Source organism: Tahibacter soli (genome assembly GCF_025717065.2).
Taxonomy (GTDB): Bacteria; Pseudomonadota; Gammaproteobacteria; order Xanthomonadales; family Rhodanobacteraceae; genus Tahibacter; species Tahibacter soli.
This window is the reverse complement of record NZ_JAOVZO020000018.1, coordinates 149,163-173,288: the sequence shown is the minus strand read 5'-3', so window position 1 is coordinate 173,288 and position 24,126 is coordinate 149,163. Positions and strand designations below refer to the sequence as shown.

Sequence of the window (24,126 nt, the reverse complement as noted above, 5' to 3'; positions counted from 1 at the left end):
ATTCCGGATGCACCGCCGTCCGGACACGCAGAACCGCCGCGCCCTCACGGCTCCAGCACCACCCTCGCCACCACCCAGGCCAGATCGTCCGACCCGTCCCCTCGCAACACCATCGTCTTGCCGCCGACGATCGCCATCGTTCCCTGATCGTCCATCGCCAGCGCGCCGCCGTCGTTCGGTACGCCGTCGCCGTCGACGTCCCATGCGAACGTGCTCTTGCCGCCGTCGCCGAACGTCGGGTCGAGCGTGCCGTCGAAAGCCACTTGCGCCAGCGCGAACGCCGTATGCGACGGCGCATTCGGCACATTCGCCGCAACGCCCGCGAGCACGATCTCGCGTGTAACGACCGGAAATCCGCCGATCGTCTGGATTTTCGATTGAATTTTCACCGAGGCGGCGACATCGCGGTTCGTGCCGCCGAGGTTGAACGGGATCGTCATGCGTCCGTCCCCGTCGAATCCGATGTCGGCGACGCCGCCCGCGTCGAGCACGCCGACTGCCATGTCGTAGTCGCCCGCCGCGGTTTTCGTATGGCCCGCCACGACGATCCGCCGCGTCGGCAGTTCGCTCACCGTCACGGCTTCGGCGACGTCGTCCTGTCCGACGACGTACCAGATGCGCGACTTGTCCGTCGCGAGATTGCCGAACGCAGGATCGAGCGCGCCGTTCGCGCTCAACCGGTCGATCACGCTGTCGGTGCCGCTCGGCGTCTGCGCGCTGCCGGCAACGACGATCTTGCCGTCGCTCTGCACGGCGACGCCGTCGATCGACGCGCGGACGCCGGCATTGGTGGCGAGTACGCCGGCACGCGCCAGCCAGCGTCCGATCGGAAAGCGGCCCGGGCCCGCGAGCGTCCGGTCCGGCACGCCGGCGGCGGTCAGGCGTGCGACGTCGGGTTCGAGGCGCACCGGCAGTTCGAACGGTCGGCTCGCCGCGCGACCGATCGCGACGATGCGGCGGTTCATGACGAGGCTCCGGCGATGTGTTGCCGGAACAATCCGCCGCGGCGCACGAACCGAACGCCGCGGCATTCGACGCGCTACTTCGCCTTGTCGAGCGTCTCGATCGTCGCGAACGACGGCCGCTCGGTCGCCTGCAGCTTTTTCGCCGCCGCTTCGGCACCGCGCATCACGCGCAACAGGTTCGCGCCGGCCGCCTTCGCGAGTTCGTCGTCGGTCCAGCCGCGCCGCGCGAGTTCGGCGAGCAGCGCGGGGTATTTGTCCGGGCCGTCGAGGCCCGCGGGCGTCACGGGGATGCCGTCGAAGTCCGAGCCGATGCCCACATGGTCGACGCCGGCCACCTTGCGGATGTGGTCGAAATGGTCGGCCACCATCGCGATCGTCACCGGCGGCGCCGGGTGTGCTTTTTCCCATTCGGCGAGCGCGGCCTTCGCGCGTTCGGGCTGGCCGATGTACAGGCCGGAGTAGGGCGGCGCGTTGTAGCGCGCGGTTTCGGCGGCCTTGTCGGCTTCCCAGCGCGCGTAGTCGGCCGAGACGTAGCCGGGATAGAAATTCACCATGACGATGCCGCCGTTCTTCGCGACGAGCTTGAGCACGTCGTCGGGCACGCCGCGCGGATGGTCGATCAGCCCGCGCGCGCCGGAGTGCGAGAAGATCACCGGCGCCTGCGCGATCGCGAGCGTCGCCTTCATCGTGTCGGGCGATACGTGGCTCAGGTCCACCAGCATGCCGAGCCGGTTCATTTCGCGCACGATCTCGCGGCCGAACGCCGTGAGTCCGCCGAATTTGGGCGTGTCGGTCGCCGAGTCGGCCCAGTCGGTGTTCGAGGTGTGCGTGAGCGTGAGGTAGCGCACGCCGAGCGCGTACATCTGCCGCAGCGCGGGCAGCGAGTTGCCGATCTGGTGGCCGCCTTCCACGCCGATCAGCGAGGCGATCTTTTTCGCCTTGTGGATTCGTACGATGTCGTCGGCGCTCGTCGCGAACGCGAAGTCGTTCGGATAGCGCGACGTCATCGCGTGCACGAGGTCGATCTGTTCGATCGTCAGCTTGATCGCGTCGGCGCCGGTGATCTTCGGCGAGATCCACACCGACCAGAACTGCGCGCCGACGCGCCCGGCGCGCAGGCGCGGAATGTCGGTCATCAGCGGCGAGGCACCCGGCTTCGGCGGTGCGAGCCTCGCGGTATCGGCGGAAAGATCGAGCAGGTCGGGGCCCGGATAGCGGTCGTGGATTTCCCACGGCAGGTCGTTGTGACCGTCGACGAGCGGCGTTTTCGCCAGCACGCGGTCGATGCGCGCGGCGAGCGCGGCATCGGTGGCGGCGAGCGCGGTCGTGCTGCCGGCGATACACACAAGGAGCGCCGCGAGGGCGCGGCGCAGCGGACGTGCGGTGGTGATCATGGCGCCTCGAACGGTGGGAGCGTGCGAGGCGCGAGCGTAGCGCGAAGCGTGGCTATCCGCCCAGGGCGTCGCGCAGCGACGGGTGCTCCTTCCACGCCGGCATCCTGCGCATGTAGTCGCGCGTGCGCTGCTCGGCGACGTCGCGCGGCACGTCCGGTTCGCGGCCGAGCACCCACTGCACCATGCGTTCGAAACGTTCTTCGAACGGCTGCAATCGACCCTGGTCGTCGACGCAGTAGCTGCAGTACGCGCCGCTTTCGATCTGCATGCCGCAGCTTTCGCAGGAATGGGTCATCGCGGTTCTCCGGGTTCGGGGTGAGGGTTCGCGCCGCCGCCACGAGCGCGTTCAGGCCGTCGACGAGCTGATCGCGCTGCGCCGGCGTCATGCGTTCGACCGCGGCCGTCAGCGCGTCGCGCGACAGCACGTCGTGTGCGCGATCGAGCACCGCGATGCCGTCGTCGGTCAGCCACAGCAGCGTGCGACGGCGGTCGCGGCCGTCGGGGCTGCGCGCGATCCAGCCGTTGCCTTCGATGCGGTCGACGAGTTCGCTCACGGCCGACAACGCGCGATCGAAATGCTTCGCCGCCTCGCTGACCGTCAGCGGCCCGCTGCGCGCGAGATGCTGCAGCACCGCGAGCGTTTCGGGCGTCGGCCGCTTCTCGGTCTTGCCCCAGCGCGCGTGCAGCAGTTCGTAGACGGCCGGATACAGGCGCGCGATGCGTTCGGCGATGTCGGCGGCGTTGGACATGCGGCCGATTCTAGGCCGCGTTATTGCTTCGGCAATCCCGAAGCATCGGGCAGCCCGAGCGCGAGCGCCCGGGTGAGCCGCGCCGCGCTCGTCGCGCGCACGAGCGGCGCGCCCTGGCCCGACCACAGCGGCGAGAAGTCGCCGCTGCCTTGCGCTTCCGCGCTTTGTCGCAAAGGCAACAATGCTGCAGCGGCGAGCGGGAACGCCGGCGCGGTACGAGACATCGGCCCGAGTTCGCGCACCGCACGGTTGACGATCGAGCGCGCCGGCCGGCCCGTGAACACGTTCGTGATCGCGGTGCCGTCCGCTGTCGCGCTCGCGAGCGCCGCGCGATGCGGCGCCGACACCTGCGCCTCGTCGCAGAGCAGGTACGCGGTGCCGATCTGCACCGCGCCCGCGCCGAGCGCGAACGCCGCGGCGACGCCGCGCGCGTCCGCGATGCCGCCGGCCGCGATCACGGGTACGTCCACCGCGTCGACGATCTGCGGCACGAGCGCGAACGTGCCGACCTGGCGCGTCATGTCGTCGACGAGAAAACTGCCGCGATGGCCGCCGGCCTCGGCGCCCATCGCGATGACCGCGTCGCAGCCGCGTTCGGCGAGATGCGTCGCTTCGGCGACGGTCGTCGCCGAAGCGATCACGGCGGCGCCCGCCGCTCGCACGCGCGCGAACAGCTCGGGCGACGGCAGGCCGAAATGGAAGCTCACCACGCGCGGGCGCAGCGTTTCGACGAGCGCGCACGCCGCCTCGTCGAACGGGCGCCGCGACGCCGCCGGCAACGGCGCGTCGGCGTCGAGGCCGAACTCGGCGTAGTACGGCGCGAGCGCGGCGCGCCACGCCGCCTGCCGCGCGGCATCGGCTTCGGGCTCGCGATGGCAGAAGAAATTGAGATTCAGCGGACGGTCGCCGTCGCGGCGGAACGCGTCGACGGCGGCGCGTATCGCGTCCGCGTCGCGCATCGCGCAGGCGAGCGAGCCGAGGCCGCCCGCGGCGGCGACGGCGCTTGCGAGCCGCGGCGTGTCGCAGCCGGCCATCGGCGCCTGCACGATCGGCAGCGCGACGCCGAAGAGATCGAGCAGTCGGCGGGTCGGGTTCATCGGCGCGGCCTCCGGGTCGGGGCCACGATGATACGGCGAGAACCCCGCGTCGCCGCGGGGTTCTCGCACGCGATCACGGAACGATCAGATCGACGCTCGCGCCGTCGCCGACGAGCGACGCGGTGCCCGCGCGCTCGGTCGTTTCGCTCCGCACGCGGAACGCGCCGCCGACCTTGTCGTGGAAGCGGTACTCGCCGCGCGCGTTGGTGAACGTGCGGTACTGCGTGCCGTCGGCGGCGGTCAGCACGACCTCGCGTCCGGCGACCGATTCCTTCGACGCGCTCGTGAGCTTGCCCTGCACCGACGCAAACAGCGGGCCTTCGACCGTCGTAAACATGAACGACTTGTAGACCGTGTCGTAGTACACAGCGATGTCGGTCGGACCGGTGTAGCCGTACGACGGTCCGCCGATCGTCACCTGCGCCGTTTCGTTCGTGCCGGTCGACGTGCCGCGCGTGTCGGTGTCGGTCCACGTCCATTTGTTTTCCGAGACGAGTTTCGCCTTGAACAAGGCGACGTTGACGCCGGCCGTCACCTTGAAGCCGGTGCTGTATTCGTTGCTCGTCTGGGTCGTGCTCGTCGAGGTGGTCGAATACGAGGCGTTGAAGCTGAACGTCGGAATCGGATCGCCCGGCGCGAACGGCGGCTCGTACGGAAACGTGGTCTGCAGCGACTTGTAGCGGTTCGTGTCGATCGTCGTGGCGCCGTTGGCGAACGGGTTCGCCTTGAGGATTTCCGGATAGTCGGCCGGCGTGATGTCGTAGACGGCGAGCCGCGACGCGACGCCCGGCGGCATCTGCGTCGGGTCTTTCAGATGGCCGACGTAGACGTACTGGATGTCCATCGGCTGTCCGCCGACGACCGACCACGTGGTGACCGACGTGTCGAGCACGACGTCGACCTTCGGGTTGAGCCACAGCCAGATCTGGTCGCGGTCGTGATCGATGCCGTTCACGGACGGACCGCGATGCGCGATCGTCGTCGTGCCCGATTTCTTGATGTCGATCGCCTGCGTATTCGTCGCGTTGCGGGAATAGCCGAAATTCGCGCTGATCTCGCCGCCGCTGCCGAGCCAGCCGGCCCCGGTCGACGCGGTCACGGAATACGCCTGCTTGAACGCGTTCGCCGTGCTGACGGTCGAGCCCGACGTGCTGCCGCTCGCGTAGCTGACGGCGCTCGTGCTGCCGCCGCCGGCCGTGCCGGGCGGCGCGTAGACGACGGTGAGTACCTTGTATTTCGGCTGTATGGTGAAGCGCGGCGGGGCCGGCGGCTGCGGCACCTGGCACTGGCCGTACATGCCGTTGCTGCCGCACGTGCGCGTGCCCTGCACGCCGTTGACGTAGCAGACGTCGACGTCGCCGGGGACGCAGAACGCGTACGCGCCGCCCGCCGCGAGCGACAAAACGAGAATGCCGATCCATCGAAACATATGCATGAATGAGTCCTTGGTCATGTCCTACGGGGATTCCATCCGCGAACGCTTTTCGAGTTCCCGAGTGGAAAAGTATCGATAACCACTGTGGATAACGATACTTCGGAATATGTAGTGTCATTCGCGACGAATTTCACACACGCCGGGCGGCGAAATCGCAGCGATTGCATCGCGCCGCGCGACGGCGTCAAGAATCGGTTAAGCACGGCGGGTCGGCCGGCACGCGGCGCCGGGTCGAAAAAAACCCGGCGCGCCCGTGCCGTCCGCATATGCGGCAGTGCCGTTCGTATACGCGACCGCGAAATGTCGCCGATGCGCGAGCGCAAGCGCTGGCAAGTACGAATCACGGCGTAATACGATTGCCGCACGCCGGGGTCGCTTTGCAGGAGCGAGCCGTGTGCCGCCGCAGTGCGGCGCACAGCCCCGGCGTCGCCAGCCCGATCGGTCGTCGTCGGCCGTTCGACCAGGGGTCTCATCGCGCAGCGACGCACCGTGCGGTCGACGGCGGCTTCGTGCGCGCCGAATTCCTCGGACCGACACTGCTTCTCGCGAAGCGGTGCGGGCAGGCGTCTGTCTTGGATACGGGTTTGGGGGTCGGCATGAAAGCTCAGGACTGCCGTACCGGCAGGGCGAATCGCACCGTCGTCGCGCGCGCGCAGGTTTGCCGCACGGTGAAATTCGCGTCCGTCATTCGACGGGCGGCGATCCGCATCGCGGCGCTCGCGTTTGCCGCGGGCCACGCCGCTGCGCAGGCGCCGGCTGTGCCGACCGCGCCGCCGCTGACGCTGCTGGCCGCCGCCGCGGACGCCCGTGCCGCCGTGTTCGACGTCGGCGGCGCGCAACGCAAACTCGTCGTCGGCGATGCGCTGCCCGGCGCGCCGTGGACGCTCTCCGCGGTGCGCGACGCGCGCGTCGTACTCGATGCGCAGCGGCGTCTCAACGGCCGGCGCCTGCAGATGCAGCTGAGCGTCGGCGAGCGCGTCGACCCCGCGGCGCTCGCCAAACTCGAAGCGGCGCAGCAGCCGCAGCCGACCACGGAAGTCACCGTCCGCACCGAGCCGCGCTCGGGCGCGCGCAAGCCGGCCAAGCCAGGAAAGCCATGATGCACGGAACCCGCCGACTGCTCCGCCTCGCGACCGCGCTCGCGTTCGCAGCCGGCGTTCCCGCCGCGCACGCGTCGACCGACCACGCGCTCGCCGACTGCGTCGTGATGCCGCAGCCGGCCAGGAGCGGCGCACCGGCGAAGGCCGTGTTGACGTCGACCGACATCGGCAACGTCACGGTGATGCAGATCGACGGCAACTACGACCGCGGCCAGACCGCGCCGCGCCAGAACGTCGCGACCGCGTTCCTGTCGCAGCATCCCGACGCCTACGATTTTCTGATCGCGTTCACCACGTTCGAGTTCGAGACGGGCGACGCGACGGCGTTCTACAACGCGATCAGGAACGACGTCGCCGGCATCGGCAGCGATACGTTCGACTACAGCGCCGCGTTCGGCAGCGCCGGCCGCCTGCAGGGCTACATCGACATGGCGGCGACGAGCCGCTACGAACTCAAACCGCGCGACGCGCGCTACGAGGCGTCGCTCGACGTGCTCGCGCACGAACTGATGCACCGCTGGGGCGCGCGACTGCGCTATCGCGACGCCGGCGGCGCCGACAGCGGTGCGCTGATCGGCCGCGAAGGCGCGCACTGGAGCTTCTTTCTCGACAGCGACGCGTCGACGATGTACGGCAACGACTGGCGCCGGCGCGACGACGGCAGCTTCGAGAGCGTCGCGGTGCGGCGCCGCTATTCGGACCTGGATCTCTACGCGGCGGGCTTTGCCGCGCCCGGCGAAGTCGCGCCGGTCACGCTGATCCGCAACGGCGACGGCGACGCGAACGCGTATCCGCTGCTCGGCGCGGTGACCGGCGGGCAGCCCGAAACGGTGACGATCGAGCAGATCGTCGCGGCCAACGGCGCGCGCGTGCCGGCCGCGGCCGATTCGCCGAAGGAGTTTCGCGCGGCGCTGATCCTGCTCACGCGTCCCGGCGAGCAGGTGACGCCGCAGCTGCTGTATTCGCTCGAATCGCTCCGCACGCGCTTTCAGCAGCGCTTCGCGCAGATGACCGACGGCCGCGCGCGTCTGCGCATTTTTACCGAACGCGACAATGCGACAGTGCCCGCGCTGCCCGAGATACTCGCCGGCAGCGGCGATGCGGCAACCGCGCCCGGCAACGCCGCGGCGGTGGCGTGGATCGAGGCGCGCCAGGCCGCCGACGGCCACTGGCAGGATCGCGCCGCGACCGCAATGCGCGACACCGTCGCGGCGCTGCGCGCGCTGGAAGCGCTGGCGCCGGCGTCGCCGGCCATCGCGCGCGCGCGCGCCTGGATCGCGCAGCGCACCGTCGCGAGCAACGACGAGGCCGCGTGGCGCTACCTCGCGACGCGCGACGCGGCGCATCGCGACGCGCTCGCCGCGGCAGCGGCACCGGACGACGGTTGGGGACTCGCAGACGGCTACGCGGCGAGTCCGTTCGACACGGCGCTCGTCGCCGATCTCGTGGCAACCCACGCGCCCGGCAGTACCGCCGTCGACGCCGCGCTCGGCGCACTGGTGCCCGCGCAGAACGCCGACGGCAGCTACGGTGCGACGGCCGGCGGGCGAGGACGCCTGCTGCCGACGCTGCATGCCGCGCGCGTGCTCGGCGCGAGCGGCGACGCCGCGCACCGTGCCGCCGCGTCGCGTGCCGGCACGTGGCTCGACGGGCGCCGCATCGGCAACGGCTACGGCCAGGGCGCGAACGCGTCGCTCGCCGATACGATCGAATTGTTTTCGCTGGTCGGGAAGATTCCGCTCGACGCGTCGGGCGTCGCCGGCGCACGCGCGTTCGTGCGCGCGCGGCAGCAGGTCGACGGCGACTGGGGCGGCAGCGTGTATCTCACGGCGACCGCCGCGCTCGCGAGCGCGAACGACGCGCGCGTGAATCTCGCGGTGCCCGACGCGATCGTCGCCGCGCCCGCCGCGCCGTCCGACGGCGAGCGCGTGACGCTCGCCGCGTCGGTCGTCAACGCCGGCAACGCCGCGGCGCCGGCGACCGTCGCGCGCTGGTACGACGGCGATCCGGATGCCGGCGGCGTGCAGATCGGCGCCGACGTGGCCGTGCCTGCGGTGCTGCCGGGTTCGCGCCAGTCGATCGCGACGATGTGGGACACGACCGGCCGCGCGGGCGCACACGCGATCCATCTCGTCGTCGACGCCGACCAGGCCGTGCCCGAACTGCGCGAAGACGACAACCGCGCGACGCTCGCGCTGACCGTCGGCGAAGCGCCGCTCGCGGCCGATCTGCAGCTGACCGCGGCGGCGCTGTCGCTCGATCCCGGCACCGTCGCGCAACTGCCCGCGAACGTGCGCCTGACCGGCGTCGTGCGCAATCTCGGCCGCACCGCGGCGACGGGCGTGCGCGTGACGCTGCATGCCGCGTCGGCGCCGGCGGCGGTGCTCGCCGAAGCGACGCTCGACGTGCCGCCGCGCGGCAGCGCGCCGCTCGATCTCGCCTTCACGATCGCGCAGGCGAACGCGCTCGCGCTCGTCGTGCGGGCCGACCCGGACGGCGTCATCGCCGAAGCGCGCGAAGACAACAACGAAGCGCGGCTGACGCTCGGCTTCGGAGAATCGGTCGACCTCGAGGTCGGCGCGGGCGATCTCGCGCTCGTCGGCGCCGCGGTCGCCGGCCGCGACGCGACGCTGCGCGTCGACGTGCACAACCGCGGCACGCTGGCGACGCCGCCGGCCGTGCTGCGCGCGCAAATCGTACAGAACGGGACGACGTATACGGTATTCGACGCGCCGATCGAACTCGCCGCCGGCGCGACGGCGCGGCGGCAGCTGGCGTGGCGCGCGCCGGCCGCGGGCGCGGCGCAGCTGCGCGTCGTGCTCGACCCGGCCGGCCAGGTCGCCGAGGCGCGCGAAGACAACAACGCCGCGCAGCTGGATTTCACGGTGGCGGCGGCCGACAGTCCGGATCTCGCCGCGGTGGTCGAGAGTCTCGAATTCACGCCGACGCCCGCGCTGCAGGGTCGATCGGTCACCGCGTCGCTGCGCGTGCGCAACTTCGGACCGGACGTGACGACGCCGTTTGCCGTCGGCGTCTACGCGGGCGATCCGCGGCTCGGTGCGGCGCGGATCGGCAGCACGACGGTCGCGGGCCTCGCCGGTTCGGCCGAAACGACGGTCGCGGTCGTCGTACCCGACCTCGACGTGTACGGCACGCCGACGCTGTACGCGCTCGTCGACGCCGATGCCGCGGTCGCCGAAATCGACGAGGCGAACAACGTCGCGATCAAGCCGCTCGAAGTGTTGTCGCTGCCCGACGCCGCGGTGTCGCTCGCCGGCATCGTACTGACGCCGGCGCTGCCGGTGGCCGGCGAGCCGGTCGTCGCGCGCGTGACCGTGCGCAATCTCGGACAGCAGGATGCCCGCGACGTCGCCGTTCGCTTCGCCGAAGGCGACGGCGCGGCGGCGCCGATCGGCACCGAAACGATCGCCGTGCTGCCGGCCGGCGGCAGCGTGGAGTTGCAATGGCACTGGACGTTCGGTGCGAACGTGCGCGCGGTGTCGGTGGAAGCCGACCCCGCCGACACCGTGCGAGAGCTGACGAACGACAACAATCGCGCGACCTTGCCGGTCGATGTGCAGAACGGCAATTTGTTCACCAGTGAACGCTACATCTCGCCGAACGGCGACGGCGTACGCGACGCGACCGCGGTGGTGTTCCGCCTGCCGGCCGGCGGCGACGCGACGGTGCGCGTCGTCAACGGCTCGGGCTACGAACTGCGCCGCTACGACGGCGTCGCGACGAGCGGCGACGGGCGCGGGCAGGTGATCTGGGACGGCCGCGACGCGTACGGCCGCATCGCCGCGGACGGCGACTACCGCATCGTCGTCGCGACGGCCGGCGGGCCGGCGCACGGCGAGCTCGTCGTGACGGTCGACAACAACCGCTCGTCGGTGATCGAGGCGATCGGCACGCCGTACGCGATCGGCACCACGTTCGGCGACAACGCGTCGCTGCAGGCCTCGTCCGGCCGCATTCCGCCGGCCGCCAGCGCATTCGCCGGCTGGCTGTACGGCCTGCATGTCGACGTGCTGCCGGGTCCCGGCGGCAATCGCTCGTACACCGGCGTGTATCGCGCGCACACGCTGCGCCTGCCGCGGATCGAGGCGGTCGTGCCGTCGCAGTGGGTTGCGCAGAGCGGGGCGAGTTTCATCGAAGGCCAGCGCGTGGCCTACAGCCCGTCGGGTCGCGAGCTCGCGTTCGACGCGTATTTTTCGGCACAGAACGCGTCGCGGCCGTATCGCGCGGCGGCCGACGGCAGCGGCGAGATCGTGCCGCTGCTCGCCGCCGGCGCGCAGGGCCAGATCGTCGGGTGGTTCGACGATGTCGAGATCCTGTTGTACGACCCGTCCTCGCGCACGTACGTCGTGGCCGACGCGCTCACGGGCGCGGCGCGTCCGTTCCGCGCGATGCCGGACATGCCGCTCGGCTACCAGAACGTGCGCACGACGCCGAGCGGCGTGCTCGTGACCACTTACGGGCTCGTGCGCCGGTTCGTGCCGCGCGATCCGGCGCGGCCGATCATCGAGATGTCCGATGCCGACGCGCCGGAAGGAAGCGAGACCCGCACGCAGGTCGATGCGCAGTCGACGCGTCTGGTCGTGCGGCGCCGCACGGCGACGCGCGAATCGGTCGAGCTCGTGAATCTCGACACCGGCGCGCGCCGGATGCTGGTCGACCGCGACAACGGCTATCGCTTGATGCCCGACATCTTCGGCAATCGCGCGATCGGCACGCGCGAACTGACCGCGGCGTGGCTCGATGCGCGGCGCGAAGTCGTCGTCGTCGACGGCCGCGAACGCCGGCTGCTGCGCTTCAACGCGGACGGCGCCGCGCTCGGCGACGTCGCGCTGCCGCGCGTCGAACGGGCCGGCGGCTACGAGGGCGGAGACGCGAACGAGATCGTCGCGACGTTCGCGTCGGTCGCGCTGCTCGGCGTGACGTGCGGCAACGGGTCGTACGACGAGTCGCCGCGCGGCGCCTACGATCCGACGACGGCGTCGCTGTTCGTCGAACTCGACGAAATCGGCGTCTACCCCGCGGTGCCGAGCCTTACCGGCGCGAAAGCGGCACCGGGACTCGCGGCGTACGAACCGTACCCCCTACTCGGCGTTGCGCAGTACGTGCGCGTCGATCTCGATGCCGGCACGGTCGAAACCTTGCGCGAGGGTTCCGGGCTCGGCCTCGAGCTGCCGGCCGACAGCGCGCGCTATCCGCGCTTCGACGGCGGCGCGTCGGCATGCGGCGAGCGCTATCCGGACGGCTGGCCGGTGCTCGTGCTGGGCGACGGCGCGCGGCTCACCGTGCAGGGCGGCGCGGCCAGCCCGTCGCGCGGCGCGTTCGAACTGCCGCGCAACGGCGCCGTCGTCGGACCGGGCGACGAGTTGTGGCCCGACGAGAGCCGCGCGCTGCGCTACGACAAGGTCACGACGTCGCTGCTCAACGGCGTGGCGTTCGTCGAGTCGCGCAGCGTCGCGGACGCGTTCGAACTGACCGGCGTCGCGGCCGACCGCAACTTCGCGTACTACGAGCTCGACTACGCGCTCGCGTCGCAGCCCGGCGTGTGGAACGCGTTGACGCCGGCGAGCCGCGACGAGGTGCGGCTCGACGAATTCCTCACGTGGGCGCCGCCCCAGGCCGGCGCCTACGTCGTGCGCCTGCGCGTGGTCGACCGCGCCGGCAACGCGACGACGGCGACGACGGCGGTCAACGCGCGCCGCGGCGCCGATATCGACGGCTTCGGCGTGTCGTCGCGCCACATCTCGCCCGACGGCGACGGCGTGAAGGATCGCGCCGAGGTGGGCTTTCGCGTGCGCCAGCCGGCGTCGCTCGCGTTCGTCGTCGAGCGCGGCGACGGCAGCGTCGTCTATCGCACGGAACACAGTTACGGCGCCGGCGACCTCGGCCGCCACACGCTGTCGTGGGACGGTCGCGACGACGGCGGCGCGCCGCAGCCGGACGGCCGCTACCGCATCCGCTTCGGCGGCTTCGCGGTGTGGGTCGTCGTCGACACCGTCGCGCCGACGCTCGATGCGCGGCTCCTCGACGCCTACCGCGACGATCGTGGCGGCCTCCCGCGCGAACCGCTGCTGACGTACGCCGCCGCCGACGCCAGCGGCGTGCTCGTGTCGATCGACGCGATCGCCGCCGCCGACGGCGTCGCGACGCCGTTCGTCGTCGACGCCGTCGTGCCGTCCGCGGAGCTGCCGGTGCCGCTCGCGACGTATGCGGCGTCGGCGTTCTCGGTCGTTGCGACCGATCCGGCCGGCAACGCGACGACGCGCGCGCTCGCGCAGGCGCCGCAGCGTCTCGTGCTGCGCGGCGTCGAGAGCCGCGGTCGCGACTACCCGGCGCCGTACCAGACGCCGCCGCTGACCGACGACGCGCCGACCGTCGACATGGCGCCGGCGCGCCTGGACGAGGACGAGCGGGACGCCTGGCTCTACGCGGTGCCCGCGATGGCGTCGCTGCGCAGCGTCGCGCTGCAGGCCGCGCCGCGCGATGCGCCCGCGGCGTGGTTCGAAGTCGCGCGTACGCCGTTCGCCGGCGCCGGCGCGCCGCAGTTCGAGATGCCGATGACGACGCAGGGTCTCGCGCGCGGCGCCGTCTACCGCGTGCGGCTCGTCGGCGAACGCGCCGACGGCACGACGCTCGCGTCCAATCATATACAAGTGCAATCCGGCGGCGTCGGGCCGCCCGAATGCCCGTTCCCGGGATTGCCGATCGCCACCGTCGTGGACTACACGGCCGGCACGCTGCGTTCGGCGACGCTCGCTTTCAAACTGCGCGGCGAGCCCGGCGTGGGCGGCACCGCGGCGGCGACGCGGATCGAAGAAGACGGGGCCACGTTCCATTTCTCGCCGCCGCGCGCCGGCACCTACGATCTCGTCGTCGACGCCGTCGACGAGGACGGCTACGCGCATCGCAGCATCGGCACGAGCTGCCCGCTCCAGGACCCGCCGCCCGAGCCGGCAGGGTACGCGTTCGCGCTGCGCGTCCTGCCGGTCGTCGCCGACCGTTGCGACGGCGTGCCGAGCGGCAGGCTGCGCGCGACCTGGCGGCTCGACCGCGGCGCGCTGCCGGCGCCGCAGCAGTTGCGTTGGCGCTACGTCGACGGCGCGACGCTGCAGGAGCGCACGAGCACGCCGGTGGATTTCGTGCCGGGCGCGACGCCGCCGCCGTTCGACGTCGACGTGCGCGGCTGGCCCGACGGCACGTACCGCATCGCGCTCGAGGGATCGAGCGTGCGCGACGGCACCACGGCCTGGACCGAGATCGGCTCGCAGGCGCTGCCGGTCGAGACGGTGCCGCCCGACGTTTCGATCGCGCTGCCGCAGGACGGCGCGCGCGTCTGCGCCGCGCAGCTGCCCGAATCGATCGAGGGCAGCGTCTATTCCGCGTCGCGCGTCGGCTGGCGCGTGTCGATCGGCGCCGGTGCCGCGCCGACGTCGTGGCGCTGCCTCGCCGACGAGGGGCTCGAGTTCGACGGCGGCAACTGCGCCGGTCTCGACGCGCTCGCGAAGATCGCGGGATCGAGCGCGATCGGCCGGCCGCTGTGGCGGCGTGACGCGTCGTCGTCGCTCGACGGGCTGGCGCTGTACGACGGCGCCGCGTCGATCGAGGTCAAGGCGCTGAACGGTTCCGGCGGCACGGTCTGCGCCGCGCGGACGATCGTGCTCGACAGCGGCGTGGAACTCGTCGAACGCGCGCCGCCGCGGCGTACGTGGCCGATCGGCGGCGTCGAGCACGTGATCGTCGCGCCGGACGGCGGCGCGGGCTTCGCGCGTGCCGAGATTTCGCTCGACGCGAGGGAAACGCTCGACGTCGTCGCGCGCGTCGTCGACGCGAGCGGCGCCGCCGTCGCGACGCTGCTCGACGCCGCCGGCACGAGCGGCGACGTCGACATCGTGTGGGACGGCCGCGCCGGCGGCGCACCGGTCGCCGACGGCGCCTACACGATCCGCATCGACGCGAAGGACGCGTGCGGCCAGACCCGCTCGCTCGTCTATCCGGCATGGGTCAAGCGCGCGCCGCCGCAGCTCGCGTTCGCATCGCCGCAAGCCGGCGCGACGCTCGCGCAGGCCGTCGTCAACGTGCGCGGCACTATCGTGGACGCGCTGCTCGCGAACTGGACGCTCGAGGCCGCGCTCGCCGCATCGCCGGACAACTGGCAGACGATCGCGCACGGCACGTGGCCGATGTCCGCGCGGGACGGCGTCGCGCCGACGCTCGGTTCGTGGTCGCGCGGACAGGCGACCGGACCGGTCGAGCTGCGCCTGCGCGCCGACGACGTGTTCGGCAACCGCGCGGCGATCGTGCTGCCGGTCGTGCTCGGCGATCCCGCCGCGCTGATCGCCGCCGCCGCCGCGAATCCCGCCCTGTTCTCGCCGAACGGCGACGGCGTGCTCGACGCGACGCGCGTGGAAGTCGCGCTGCGCCGCGCGGCCGATCTTTCGGTACACGTTCGCAATTCCACGGGTCAACCCGTCGCGACCCTGTTCCAGGGCGCCGCGACCGGCACGCAATCGGCAACGTGGAACGGCGGCGCGCCGGACGGCGACTACACGATCGTCGTCGACGCGACCGATCCGCAAGGCGTCGCGGCGCCGGAACAGGCGCTGCTGCCGGTCGCGCTCGACAGCGCCGCACCGGCGCTCGCGCTCGTCGATCCGGCAGCCGGCTTCGTGCGGCCGGAACAGCATCTTTCGTTCAGCGCGACCGACGCGCATCTCGTCGCGTTCGAGGCCACGTTGGCCCGCGGCGGCGCGGTACTCGCGACCGCGCAGGGCACGTCGTCGGGCACGCACGGCCTCGTCGTGCCGGCCGGCACGGCCGAAGGCGCGCTGACGCTCAGGCTTTCCGCACGCGACGGCGCCGGCAACCGCGCCGAGCGCACGTTCGACCTCGTGCTCGACGCGACCGCGCCGCTCGCATCGTTCGCGACGCCGGCCGACGCGGCCGTGATCGCCGCGTCTTCGGCGACCGCGGTCGCCGGCAAGGTCGCGGATGCACATCTGGCTTCGTATACCTTGTCTTTCGCGCCGGCCGGCAGCGACGCGTGGACGACGATCGCGACGGGCGTTGCCGATGTCGACGGCGCGATCGCCGCATGGACGCCCGGCGTCGCCGACGGCGACTACCGCCTGCGGCTCGCCGCGACCGACCGCGCCGGCAACGCGGCCGAGGCGATCCGGCACGTCACCGTCGACGGCACCGCGCCGGTCGCGCGCATCGACGCGCCGGCCGACGACGCGATCGTCAAGCCGGCGCTGACCGTCGCCGGCGCGGCGACCGACGCGCATTTCGCGAAGTACACGCTCGCGCTGATCCGCGCCGCGGCGTATCCCGGCGGCGTGTGGACCGAGGTCTACACCGGCACGGCGCCGGTCGACGGCGCGACGCTCGCCGAACTCGTGCTGCCGACGCTGTCGGGCGACTACGTGCTGCGCCTGACCGTGACCGATCGCGCCGGTCTCGCGACGACCGACGAGGCGCGCGTGCGCGTCGACGACCTGCCGCCGCCGGCGCCGACGCAACTCGTCGGGAGCGTCGAGAACAATCGCAACGTCGTGCTCGCGTGGAACGCCGTCGCGGCCGACGACCTCGCGGGCTACCACGTCTACCGCGGTGGCGTGCGCATCACCGCGGCGCCGCTGGCCGCGCCGCGCCACGTCGACGTCGACGCGCCGGAAGGACGCCCGTCGTATCGCGTCGTCGCGATCGACACGGCCGGCAACGAGAGCGCGCCGAGCAACACGGTGACGCTCGCGCTCGATCGCACCGCGCCGCACGTCGCGCTGACGCGGCCTGCCGCCGGCGAACGCGTGCGCGGCACGATCGACGTCGCCGGCACCGCGTACAGCGCCGACGACTTCGACGCGTACCGCGTGACGCTCGAAGCCGTGAATCCGCCCGGCGCCGCACGCGAACTCGCGCGCGCGACGCTGCCGGTGCAGCACGGCACGCTCGCGGCATGGAACACGCTCGATACGGCCGACGAGGCGCGCGTGCGGCTCGTCGTCGAGGCCGCCGACCGCAGCGGCAACGCCGCGTCGGCATCGGTCGAAGTGATCGTCGACAACCTCGCGCCGGCGGCGCCCGACGGCGTCGTGGCGGCGCTCGCGACCGCGGGCGGCGCGCCGTGTGCGGCGCTCGGCGGCACGTTCCGCGACGTGCGCGTGTGCTGGAACGCGAATGTCGAGCCCGATCTGCTCGGCTATCTCGTCTATCGCGACGGCCGGCTCGTCAACGCGCCGAATCCGCCGCCGGGCGACCTGCGTCCGTACGCCGTGCGCGAGCCGCGCTGGCTCGACGCGACCGTCCCCGACGGCGCACATGCCTACGTCGTGCACGCGATCGACCTGGCCGGCAACATCAGCGCGCCGTCGACGCCGGCGACGCCGGACCCGGTCGACTTCGACGCGCCCGATCTCGAACTCGTCAGGCCGGTGCCCGGCGAGCGCTTTGAAAGCAGCCTCGAAATTTTCGCGACGACCGATCATCGCGACGTCGCCCGCGTGACGTTCGCGTATCGCGCCGTCGGCGCGTCCGGCTGGACCGATATCGGCGTGCCGCTGACGGTCGAACCGTATCGCGCGCACTGGACGCCGGGCGCACTGCCGTACGGCGACTACGACGTGCGCGCGATCGCCGTCGACGAGGCCGGTCGCGCCGATCCGACGCCGCCGGTCGTGCGCGTCGCCTACGCCGATCTGACGGCGCCCGACGCGCCGGCCGCGCTCGCGGCGCGTGCCGACGGCGGCACGGTCGCGCTGACGTGGACCGCGAGCGCCGCGGGCGATGTTGCCGGCTACGTCATCTACGGATTCGACAACGGCCAGTGGCGCGAAATCGCCGGACCGGTCGCGGCGACGGCCTACGCCGATGCCGATCGCGACGACGGCGACTATCGCTACCGCGTCGTCGCGGTCGACGCATCGGACAATCGTTCGGCGCCGTCGAACGAAGCGACCGCGCACGTGTTCGGCCTCGCGCTTGACGCGGTGGCGACACCGACGGCGCAGGCGTCCGTCGCGATCGCCGGCCGCAGCGCGCGGTCCGGCACGCTTGCGGCGCGCGTCGAGAACGCCGCCGGCCACTTCGACCTGCCGCCGGTCGCGGTCGGCGCCGACGGACGCTTCGCGCTCGCCGCGGTCGCGCTCGAACTCGGCGCGAACGATGCGACGCTGCAGCTGACCGACGCCGACGGCAACCGCAGCCGCCGGACCGACCTGCGCGTCGAACGCGGCACCGTGCCGGCCGTGCCGACGGGTCTCGCCGCCGCCGTCGCCGACCATCGCGTCGACCTGACGTGGAACGCGAACGCCGAGCCCGATCTCGCCGGCTATCGCGTGTTCCGCCGCGGCAATCCGGTCGAGGCCGACCGGCCTGTCGCCGGCATCGCCGCGTCGTCGGCGTCCGGCTACGACCCCGCAGCCGCCGTCGACGGCGATGCCTCGACCGCGTGGGAATTTTCGATGTCGCACGATCAGCCGGACGGCGAGGACAACCCCTCGATCGCGCTCGAACTGCCCGCCGTGGTCCTCGTCGGCGCGGCACGCCTCGACTGGCGCGGCGCCGTGCCGCCGAACGTCGACCTGCAGGCGCGCGTCGGCAGCCGCTGGATCACGATCGCGAGCGTGCGCGGCGGCGGCGAGCGCGAACAGTCGCTCGTGCCCGCGTCGGCGTATCGCGCCGATACGCTGCGCGTCGTCGTGCGCGGCACCGGCGAGCCGGCCTGGAACGCGTATGCGCTCGGCGAGATCGCCGTGCTCGAACGGCCGCTGATCGCGCCGGCGTCGCTGTCGGAAACGCTGCCCGACGGACGCTACGACTACCGCGTGTCGGCCGTGACGCGCTACGGCTTCGAAAGCGCGCGCTCGGCGCCCGCCGTCGCCGATATCGGCGATATCGAGGCGCCCGATCCGGTCGTGCTGACCGGCACGCTCGCCGGCGCCGACGCGACGCTCGCCTGGACCGCGAGCGCGTCGGCCGACGTCGCGCGCTACGTGCTCGCGCGCGACGGCGAGCCGCTCGCGACGCTCGCGGCGAACGCGCCGCGCACGTTCGTCGACACGGCGTTGCCGAACGGCACCTACGCTTACGCGGTCACCGCGCTCGATGCGTACGACAACGCCAGCGAGCCGTCGAACACGGTCGTGCTGACCGTCGCCGGCCCGGCGCCGGGCGTGCCGCGGGCGCTCGCGGTGACGGCGTCGGCCGAAGGCGGCGCGCTCGATCTCGTCTGGCAGCCCGGCGACGGCGCGCCGGCGACGTCGTTCCGCGTCCGCCGCGCGCTCGCGTCGGGCGGGCCTTTCGTTGAAATCGCCAGCACCGATGCAACGGCCTATCGCGACGAGCCGCTGACCGACGGCGTGCGCTACTGGTACACCGTCGAGGCGATCGACGCGCTCGGCAACGCGAGCGGCGCCAGCGCGCCCGCGAGCGGCGTACCGCGCGTCGGCGCCGCGCTGCGCGTGCCGCTCGTGACCGCGCCGACGGTCGCCGGCAGCCCGCTCGTGACGCAGGCGCTGGAACTGCCGGTCTGCGGCTACGCCGACGCGGGCACGATCGTGGACGTCGCGCGCGACGGCATCGTCGTCGCGAGCGTGCCCGTCGACTTCGGCGACGCCGAAACCGAAACGAGCGAGTACCTCGACGAGGACGTGCTGACGTTCGCGCCGGACGGCCGCCACTACGCGTATCTGCGCGGCGACGGCACGGTTGGCGTCGGCGCGCGCGCCGGCGATCTCGGCCCGGTGACGGACACCGGCAAGCTCGCGACCTGGGCCTCGCGCGGCCTCGCGCTGTACTACGCCGACGTTGCGACCGGCGCGATCGAACGCGTCGAGCCGGGCCGCGCGCCGCGCGCGCTCGGCATCGAGATCGACGGCGTGCGCGCGTTCGCGATCGCGCCGGACGAGACGCGCATCGCGTTCGCCGGCGGCTACCGCGGCGCCGGCGGCACGCTCGCGACCGGCGTGTGGATCGCCGGCGTCGACGGCGCCGATGCGCGCCGCGTCGACGGTATCGACGCGATCGATGTGGCGGCGAACGGCCTGGCATGGTCGGCCGACGGCGTTCGTCTGCTGGTGCGCACGCCGGCGAGTCTCGCGCTCGTCGACGCGCGCACCGCGCGCACGCTGCGCACGATCGCGGAGACGGCGGACATCGCGCCGGCCTGGTCGAACGACGGCCGCTACGCGTACGCGACGCGCGACGCCGGCGCGTTCGTCGTGCACATCGCCGACGCGGCCGGCACGACGCGGCAGTTCGCGCGCATCGACGCGCTCGTCGCGCTCGCGTGGTCGCCGGACGGCACGCGGATCGCGCTGCAGGACGGCTACGAAGTCGACGTGCGCGCCGCGTCCGACGGCGCGCCGGCGAGCCGGTTCTGGGCGTCGGAGCGACCGGTCGCGTGGCTCGCCTCGGGCCACATCGCCTACTCGCGCCAGGGACGTCAGAACTGGCGGATGCCCGAAGGCGGGTTCTGCACCGAGCCGCTCGCGCTCGTCGCGCAGCGCCACGAGTTCGTCGCGACGGCGCGCGACGGGACCGGCCGGACGAGCCTGCCCTCGGCGCCGATCGTCGTGACGCGTGCCGCCGCGACGCTGCCCGACTGGGCGATCGGCACGACCGATGTCTACTTCGTGCCGGCCGACGCCGTGCCGGGCGACCGCGTCGCCGCGCTCGTGAACGTGCGCAACGCCGGTCTCGCCGCGGCGCCGGCCAACGAAGTGCGCGCGGAGCTGACATTGCCGAACGGCGCGCGCCGTCAATGGAACGCGCCGCTGCCGGCGCTCGCGGCCGGCGCGTCGCGTGCGGTCGACATCGACTTCGGCACGCTCGCCGACGCGGGCACGTATCGCCTGCGCGTGACGATCGACGCCGACGCGCGCGTTGCCGAAGCGGACGAAAACAACAACCGCGCCGAGGCATCGACGACGCTCGTGGCGCCGGGCGCGCCGCTCGTGGAAATCGTGCCCGACCGGACGCTGTTCGCGCCGGGCGAGCCGGTGACCGGCACGGTCGGCGTCGCCAATCTCGCCGTCGCCGCGCGCGTGCGCCTCGCCGCGATCGACGCGGCGGGCGCCGTCGTCGACGAACTCGGCGAATATCCGGTCGGGCCGCTCGCGCCCGGCGAACGCTGGACGCGCCCGGTGACGTGGCCGGCCGACGGCGTGCTCGCCGGCGACTACCGCCTGCGCGCGCGGCTCGTCGGCGCGAACGGCGCGGCGCTCGGCGAGCGCCACGGCGCGGTGGCGATCGCCGCGGTGCAGCGCGTGATGATGGCCGTGGAACCGGAAGTCGCATTCGTCACGGCCGGCGGCGCGCTGCGCGTGCGCAGCGCGGTCGCCTACACCGACGGCAACGCGCCGATCGCCGGCGCGCGCCTCGCGCTCGTCGCGGTCGCGCCGAACGGCGCCGAAAGCGTCGTCGCCGAGCAGACGCTCGGCACGCTGCTGCCCGGATACGAACTGCGCAAAGAAGACATGTGGAATACCGCGGGCCTCGCGTCCGGCGCCTACGGTCTGCGCTTGCGCCTGACCGCGCCGAATCTCGACCGCAGCGCGGAAACGTCGGTCACGGTCGACGATCCGGTCGCGCGCGTCGTGTTGGCCGGGACGCTCGCGCTCGCGCCGGCGGACTCGCTCGTGGCCGGCGTCGGCGGCGAACTGGCCTGGACGCTCGCCAATCGCGGCGACGCGATGCTCGCGGGCGTCGCGGCGCGCGTACGCGTGACGGCAGCGGGTTCGCCCGACGCGGTCGCGCACGCCGAGCGCACGCTCGACCTCGCGCCCGGTGCGAACGACGCGGGCCTGCTCGTGCTGACCGCGCCGCCGCTCGCGCTCGTGCCGCATCTGGCCGTGCTCGAAGCGCGCCTGCCCGGCGACGCGGCGGGACAGTGGCGCACGCTCGCGCGGCGCAGTTTCGGCGTCGTCGACGGCGTGGCGCCGCAGATCACACTCGCGACGCCGGCCGGCGAAACGCTGCAGCCTGCGGCGGTGCCGCTTCGCGTCGGTGTCGTCGACGCGCACTCGACGGTCGCGCTCGTGCAAGTGCGCGTCGACGGCGGCGCGTGGCAGCCGCTCGTGCGCGGCGAGGACGGCTGGTACGCGCGCGGCCTCGCCGGTCTCGTCGACGGCGCGCACCGCCTCGCCGTGCGCGCCCGCGACAGCTGGGGCAACGAAGCGTCGAGCGCCGAACGCGCGTTCGTCGTCGACGCGACGGCGCCGACGATCGCGATCGCGGGCGTCGCCGACGGCGATCTCGCGGCGACGCCGGTCGTGCCGACGATCGCCGTCGCCGACGCGAATCTCGCATCGAGCGACGTGCGCCTCAACGGCGAGATATTCGTCTCGGGCACGACGATCGACGCCGACGGCGAATACGCGCTCGCCGTGCGCGCGACCGACCGCGCCGGCAATCTCGCGCAGCGCTTCGTGCGCTTCCGCATCGACCGCACCGCGCCCGCGGTGGCGATCGCGGCGCCGGTCGACGGCGCGACGGTGGCGACGAGCGCGATCGACGTCGTCGTCGCGAGCGAAGCCGCCGCGCGGGTCGTCCTCGAGGTCGGCGCGTGGCAGGCGCAGGCGACGGCGGGCAGCGACGGCCGCGCGACCTTCGCGGCGGTGCCGCTCGCGCTCGGCGACAACACGCTCGTCGCGCAGGCGCATGACGCGGCCGGCAACGTCGGCGGCCCCGCGACCGCGCGCGTGCGCTACGACGCGAGCGGCGAAGGCCTTGCCGGCAGCGTGCAGCCGTCGCTCGCGCAGTTGCCGCACGGCCAGCCGCTGGCGGTGACGCTGACGGCCGAGAATCGCGGCGCGCAGGCATTGCCGGCGCAGCGCCTGCGCGTGCGCATCGCGGCCGGCGCGGCCGTGCTCGACGAAGCCGGCGTGACGCACGACTTCGCGCCGGGCGCGACGCATGCGCAGACGTTCGAATTCGCAAGCGCCACATGGGCGTTGGGTCAGGTCGCGGTAACGCTCGAACACGAACGCGCCGGCACGTGGACCGAACTCGACCGCGCGACCGTCGAGGTCGTCGACCGCGACGCGCCGCTGCTGACCGCGCTCGCGCCGGCCGCCGGCAGCGTGCTGCGATCGCCGGCCGCGGTGCGCGCGCACGCGACCGATGCGCTCGGCGCGGTGACCGTCGTCGAAGCGCGCGTCGACGACGGCGCGTGGTTCGCGCTCGAGGCCGACGCGGCGGCGCCCGGCGACTACGCGGGTTCGACGCCGGGGCTCGCCGACGGCGACTACGCGCTCGCGCTGCGCGCGGCCGACACGGCCGGCAACGTCGCGAACGCGGGACCGATCGCGTTCGCGATCGACAATACCGCGCCGGCGATCGCGATCGCGGGCGTCGCCGACGGCGATCTTGCCGCGCACGCGCTGACGCCGACGGTGACGATCGCCGACGCGCATCCGGCGACGCAGTCGATCACGTTGAACGGTGCGGGGTACGTCTCGGGCACGCCGATCGCGGCGAGCGGCAGCTACACGCTCGCGGCCGAGGCGACCGACCTCGCGGGCAATCGCAGCGAGACGAGCGTCGCGTTCGCGATCGACCTCGACGCGCCGGTGCTGGCGATTTCGAGCCCGCTCGATGGCGCCGTCGTCGACACGCCGACGATCGCGGTAACCGGCGCGACCGAAGCGCTCGCCAAGGTCGAACTCGACGCCGGTGCGTTCGCCACGCAGGTGTTCGCCGACGCGAACGGCGCATTCGCGGTGATCGGCGCGACGCTCGCGCCCGGCGCGAACACGATTCGCGCGCGGGCGACCGACCGCGCCGGCAACGTCGGTAGCTACACGGTCGTGCGCGTGACGTACGAGCCGACGGCGGCGACCACGCTGACCGGCACGCTGGCGCCGCTGCCACCGCAGGTCCCGCGCGGCGGCCCGCCGCTCGCGCTCGACTGGACCGTGCGCAATCCGTCGGCGAGCGCCGTCGCCGACGTGCCCGTGCGTGTCGCGCTGCGCCTGGCCGGCGCCGACGTCGCGACGCATGCGTTCACCGTCAGCCTCGCCGCGCAGGCGACGCAGGCCGGCGCGCACGCGTTCGAGACGCGCGGCTTCGATGCGGGCCGCTACGACGTCGTGCTCGAAGCGCGGCAGCCGGTCGGCGGCGGCGAGCCGCAGTGGATCGCGCTCGCGCAACGCGCCGTCGACGTGTATCGCCCGTGCGTGGCGCCACGCACCTGGGCCGACCGCCTGTTCCTCGACGGCTTCGACGCGCCCGACCTCATCTGGTGCGACGGCTTCGACACGTACCCGGACGAGGCCAAACGCGACGCGCGGTCGGCGGCGCCGTGGCTCGCGTTCGATCGCGCCTACGCGGTCGCGGCGGCGGGGGCGATGCGATGAAATATTCACTTTTG

7 protein-coding genes are annotated in these 24,126 nt (G+C 72.9%); 2 read left to right on the top strand and 5 right to left on the bottom strand.

The features are described from left to right. Positions 1 to 44 precede the first annotated feature (44 nt). From OD750_RS14395 to OD750_RS14375, 5 genes are all read right to left on the bottom strand, one after another. Positions 45 to 965 carry a delta-60 repeat domain-containing protein gene (locus OD750_RS14395; protein WP_263542421.1) on the bottom strand — a complete coding sequence of 307 codons (921 nt, stop codon included), beginning with the start codon at positions 963 to 965 and terminating at the stop codon, positions 45 to 47. A 74-nt stretch (positions 966 to 1,039) separates the two neighbouring features. Continuing rightward, entirely contained in the window at positions 1,040 to 2,359 is a 1,320-nt protein-coding gene (locus OD750_RS14390) for a dipeptidase (protein WP_263542420.1), read from the bottom strand. Beyond that, positions 2,356 to 3,108 (bottom strand): MarR family winged helix-turn-helix transcriptional regulator, encoded by a 753-nt coding sequence (locus OD750_RS14385; RefSeq protein WP_272841983.1) that lies wholly within the window; start codon positions 3,106 to 3,108, stop codon positions 2,356 to 2,358. The genes OD750_RS14390 and OD750_RS14385 overlap by 4 nt, the downstream gene beginning before the upstream one ends. A 20-nt stretch (positions 3,109 to 3,128) precedes the next feature. Then, a complete protein-coding gene (locus tag OD750_RS14380) occupies positions 3,129 to 4,205 on the bottom strand; it encodes an NAD(P)H-dependent flavin oxidoreductase (protein ID WP_263542417.1) in 1,077 nt (358 codons plus the stop codon). A 73-nt stretch (positions 4,206 to 4,278) separates the two neighbouring features. Continuing rightward, the gene (locus tag OD750_RS14375; protein WP_263542416.1) at positions 4,279 to 5,640 is read right to left on the bottom strand and encodes a carboxypeptidase-like regulatory domain-containing protein; all 1,362 of its coding nucleotides are present in this window, start codon (positions 5,638 to 5,640) and stop codon (positions 4,279 to 4,281) included. 596 nt (positions 5,641 to 6,236) lie between these two features. On the opposite strand from OD750_RS14375, the gene OD750_RS14370 reads away from it, so the two are divergent. Next, entirely contained in the window at positions 6,237 to 6,740 is a 504-nt protein-coding gene (locus tag OD750_RS14370; RefSeq protein WP_263542415.1) for a hypothetical protein, read from the top strand. Further along, positions 6,740 to 24,112 (top strand): CARDB domain-containing protein, encoded by a 17,373-nt coding sequence (locus tag OD750_RS14365; protein WP_263542414.1) that lies wholly within the window; start codon positions 6,740 to 6,742, stop codon positions 24,110 to 24,112. The genes OD750_RS14370 and OD750_RS14365 overlap by 1 nt, the downstream gene beginning before the upstream one ends. Positions 24,113 to 24,126: the final 14 nt, after the last annotated feature.